A 5,034-nucleotide genomic window follows, 5' to 3' on the forward strand; every position below is an offset into this window, starting at 1 on the left:
CCGTAAGGACACTTTCATGCTTTAAAACTTCTACCTCTAAAGCAAATACATAAAAAGCTGCACGCATAGTGCAGCTTTTTTGCAAAATTTTCTTGATTTTTGTATATTTTTCAACACAACAAGAATTTTCGAAATCCACATGGAAGCTTTTATAATCGTGAGAAACAAGCTTCAAAATAAAAGATTTTTTCAATAATTCTATTTTTTATGTTTTTCCTTTAAAAAACTTCTTAAATGAAGTGTTGACTCCATCGATTATATATATGCGTTACAGCATAACAAATATGCGGCTATTGCTCTATTTTTTCCATTTAAGCCAAACAAATTTCGCAGAAAAATATTCCTCTACGATCAACAACTTTTCTCAATGTGTAAACCATATCAATCTTACATCTCATGTAAGAGGAAGCATTATGCGGTTAACATTTCATCCACACACAATATGAGAGAATAAGTTGAATTCTCTGATACAAAGGGAATACTAACCTACCAAATTATCTATTCTCAACAAAGCAACACTCTCACCACTTCAATACCAGTATTTTAGTTTGAGGATACGAATACAATTTGCATTCTAGATTAAATGTATCAAATAAATAATGAACACAAAATCTATGAATAAACAATGGTTTAACTTTACATGCTTCAAACAAAGGACAAAATTCTATAATCATGCGTTATTAAAATTTTTTTTGTAAATATTTTTATACAGATATCAAAAATCGTACCATTGCTTTCAATACAAGAAACCGACATAAAAAATTTCATATTGAGTTACCAAAATAGTCTTTTACAAATTGTGATATTAGAGCAAAAACTTCATTGGCTAATTATATGAAAAAATAAAATAGAAAATGCATTTTAATAAATATAAAAGCAAATTTTTTTATAAAAGAATATGACAAAAACTGATAAATCAACTTATGATCATGTTATTTATGATTCAGATATTGAGTTCAGTTTTGCACAATCGTTTGAAAAAAACGATGAGATTAAAGTTTATGCGAAACTGCCTAAATGGTTTAAAATTGATACACCTCTTGGATCATATACCCCCGATTGGGCTGTATTATTCGAGCAAGATGGGTAAGAAAAACTGTATTTTGTTGTAGAAAGTAAAGGAAGTATTTTCGAAGACATGTTGCGCGATCTGGAAAAAGCAAAAATCCATTGCGGTCGTGAACATTTCAAAGCTTTAGGAGAAAATACCCAATATATTGTTTCTGATAATTATGAAACTTTTATCGATCAAGTAATTCAAAAAGATACCACAACAACTTGAAAAAATGTTTGGGCTATGGAAACAACCCTCCCCTGTTGTTTATAAAATGCAACTTTTTCCTACTCTATAATTTACAAGCTCTTCCTTATAACCGATTTTAATTTTTATTAAACAATCAAGAGATTATCGAATATTTTCCAGAAAGGGCTGCACATTTAAGAAAAGAAAATTATAAACTATTGAGAATACATTTGACACCCAAACAATCATTTAAGCATAAAAATGATCTATCAACAAACATTGGATTTTTAAGTCAATAATTTGATTTATAAAGATTTTAACATTTTTCATGTTAAATAATAAATGCAAATGGAGCAGGCATGCACGTCTCGTGTAGGTTCTGCTTTTGCTCTCATGCAAAGTGAATTGACAGTAAACAGACACCTCGATAAACTCATCAAAATCAGCTTAACTGATGGCTTCATTTTGGAGGAAGAGGAGTTTGTACACAAGAGAAGCATTTGGGGACCATCAGCACTTCCAATCACATTCATCCCAATATCGCAACCAACAAACGCGTATTAATTCTCAAAGCCTGTAATTTATAGAGCGGGACCAATATTTTAAAGAATATCTGTAGGGAGCATGATCATGCAAAAGGTGGATTCCTATACTCAATCAGAAAAGTATGTCATATATACCGTAATTATTTCCAGCATACTTCCTCTGCTGGACGGAAGCATTGTTAATGTCATCCTTCCTAACCTTGCGCATTATTTTTCCGTGGAAGGAAATAATATACAATGGATTGTAACATCCTATTTTCTAGCCACCGTGCCAGGACTACTGATGGCAGCTTTTGTGCAAGGAAAAATAGGTATCAAAAGAACTTGGTTCCTTGCAAGCTTCATTTTTATGCTTGGATCACTGGGGTAGGATTAAGCTATAATTTTCCAACCATTATATCTGCCCGTATCGTTCAAGGTTTTGGGACCGGTCTTTTGCTGCCTCTTAGCCAAACCATCATTGCATTACAATTTGGACAGATACGCATGCAGCAAGCCATGGGCACCATAGCCATACCAACAGTTTTCGCTCCTGCCTTTGGTCCGCTGGTAGGCGCCTCACTTGCTCAGTATGTGTCTTGGCGTTTGTTATTTTTTATCAATATTCCGCTTATTTTATTGGCACTCACCCTTGGAGCAAAACATTTAAAGAGCAACGAATCAACAAAAACAAAATTTAACTTATTTGCATTTTTAGCGTTTTCCATATCGCTTCTTTCATTTTTTTACCTCACAGAAGCCAAAAACATCAATAACCCCAACGCCCTCTTTATCCTAGCACTTATAGCGGTGATATCTCTCATATTATTCATTGTTTCTAATCAGAAAGCAAAAAACAAATTAATCGTCTTTAGCGGATTTCAAAATGCGCGCTACACATTGCTCATGATCATGGGGCTTGTTGCTTCATTTCTTTTTTATAGCTTCCTCGTTTATTTCCCACTAGCCGTTGCCATAGGAGGAAACTATGAAAAGAGCCTTCTCATCATCGGTGCCCTCCTTGCTCTGCAAGGAGTGGGTGCATGGATTGGCAGGAAATTTATTTACCAAAAATGGAAAGAAAAATCTCCCTTTTTCATGATAGGAATTGGTTTGGTGATTTCAAGCTTTGGGTTATTATGCTTCGGCTATAATATAAGCATGGATGGACCTGGATTCTTGCTAAGAGGCATAGGACTTGGCATCGCCACCATTGTCTGCTTTTCCGCCCCCATCCAATATGTCAACAGTTTATACGTCAAAGATACAGCCGTTATCACACGCATATTACAGCAAATAGGTGGTGCCTTAGGGGTATATTCGCTGGCTTTTTGATCCATTCGCTGACAGAAGAATACCTGTCCTTAAACCAAACATATATCGTATTCTTCATATTCTCTATCTCTGCATTTTTACTGTTTTGCCTAGCCCTCCTCTTATCGCGTAAAGAGAAGAATTCCGATTTATGATATGCTTTATTTGAACACCATATCCATAACATTGGCAATGGCATATAAAATCATACAGCATTCACCACTTTTCGAGAAACCAACACACTGATACCGTGACCACAGCCTTCATCATTTTTATGAAAGAACACTAAACCGATAAGCTCCTTAATCTCTAAAATTGATCACCTCCAGTAACGTACGGTGTTTGTAATTTTATGATACCTCTGTGCTTTTAGATCCCTCTAAAAACCTCTTGAAATATGGGATTTTCTGATCAGACCTTTGTAAAGATCCACGAAATTAAGCACGCGTTTCAATGCGGAATAGTCCCATAAATGCGCTAACAGACGCCCTACAGCACCAGCATAGAATATAGAACCCGCCCCCGCGCACGCCCCTATAAATGCTAATCATCTTTTACCACACACCGCGATGTGAAAAATCGCACTGTATTGCAAACTTGATAATGTTATTCACCCCTTTTCAAAGTCATTGAATCACTATGCTTTCATAACCGCAATAGGTTCAAATGAAACTGAAGCGACAAAAACAGCTGGTAAAGCAGCTTCTTCTCTCCATTTCATTGTTAACTATCATAACAAATCTCCCCCGCTTTAATAAAAAAGCCCTCTCTCATTGAGAAAGAAATTTTAAAAACATTGAAAATCATGAAGCACGATGACAGACAGCAAACCATCTCTAAAAAGACTGTTTCTTGATTTTCACAACGTACTCTTAGATTTCTCTAACATTTTCCTGCCTTTAAATTTTCCTTATAAGTTTTACGGACAAAAGAAGCTTTTCAGAACTCTTTTACACATAACTTCATTGCTTCAAGCTCCCTTACAGACACAATAAACGTTTATATTTCCATTTCTACCAAATATACGAGATTTAACAGCGGATATTATGAAAACAGCCTTTTTATAGAAAACAGTAAGCTTAAAGAGATAAAAGAATTTGGTAAACCGATCCCCTGCCCGCTTGTTCTCTCCACCGGTTATGCAAATAAAGAGCCCCATCTACTTTTTCTGACAAGCAAAGAACACACACAACATTTAGTAACATGCCATTGTTGAAATTCTTGTCACAAAACCTTCCTTTCAGGGATTATGCGCATTGCCTGCTTCCTTCTCTCCAATAAACAATCTGCCAATAAAGAATGCTATTGCAGTTACGATAATACAAAATTATACTTCTGTTCTCATTCTATATTTTTCGAATTATCACACATTATCCACCCCCTTCACTGCTATAACAATGAAAGGAAAAAATTAAAACACAATATAGTATTTCTTTTTCACAAATCTTATATAAACCACAAAATTGTTGCCCGACCTTCTATACAAGGTCAGGCAATAAAATTATATTCTAAAAACCACTCCACACACCACTTTTTGATATTATAAAGCCATAAAATGCAATTATCGTCTCCGCAAAAAATATCTCAGAAAAACAAAATCCCTCCTGTAATCATTGGACTACTTCCTCCAATGTTTGCGTACCATTATACGTGTAAGGAGTTAAATAACTTGTTTATTGCATCATTTGCTCCTTCTGAGATTCCAGAAGGTACAAAATCCGAAAAAGTTAAAGCATGGCTACGTGCAATCAATGTGGAATGCGAAGAACCGCTTGAAGTCCTTGGTAACTTGCTTGGGGATTTTTTAGAAAAAGAATATTATGACCCAGACCCAAGCGGATTAAATCCATCATTATATGAAAAAATTTTACAGTTACAAAAAGTTAGCGGATTGTTTTGAGGATTTGGCTATACAGGCTACACATAAGACAAAAGAAGAGATGACATAAGAGC

The 5,034-nt window shown here is 35.0% G+C and carries 2 protein-coding genes and 2 pseudogenes; 3 read left to right on the top strand and 1 reads right to left on the bottom strand.

Features of this window, described 5'->3' with window-relative positions; genetic code table 11:
• A partial coding sequence (locus ACFIK1_RS03745) for a hypothetical protein (RefSeq protein ID WP_375662120.1) occupies window positions 1–193 on the bottom strand: 193 nt, incomplete at its 3' end.
• Window positions 194–898: 705 nt separating this feature from the next.
• Here ACFIK1_RS03745 and ACFIK1_RS03750 point away from each other — a divergent pair.
• From ACFIK1_RS03750 to ACFIK1_RS03760, 3 genes and pseudogenes are all read left to right on the top strand, one after another.
• A pseudogene (locus ACFIK1_RS03750) lies at window positions 899–1,282 on the top strand (hypothetical protein).
• Window positions 1,283–1,873: 591 nt separating this feature from the next.
• A pseudogene (locus tag ACFIK1_RS03755) lies at window positions 1,874–3,236 on the top strand (MFS transporter).
• Window positions 3,237–4,750: 1,514 nt separating this feature from the next.
• A complete protein-coding gene (locus ACFIK1_RS03760) occupies window positions 4,751–4,981 on the top strand; it encodes a hypothetical protein (protein WP_375643662.1) in 231 nt (76 codons plus the stop codon).
• Window positions 4,982–5,034 lie beyond the last annotated feature (53 nt).

Source organism: Bartonella sp. OC16QHHD (assembly GCF_042194035.1).
Lineage (GTDB): Bacteria > Pseudomonadota > Alphaproteobacteria > Rhizobiales > Rhizobiaceae > Bartonella.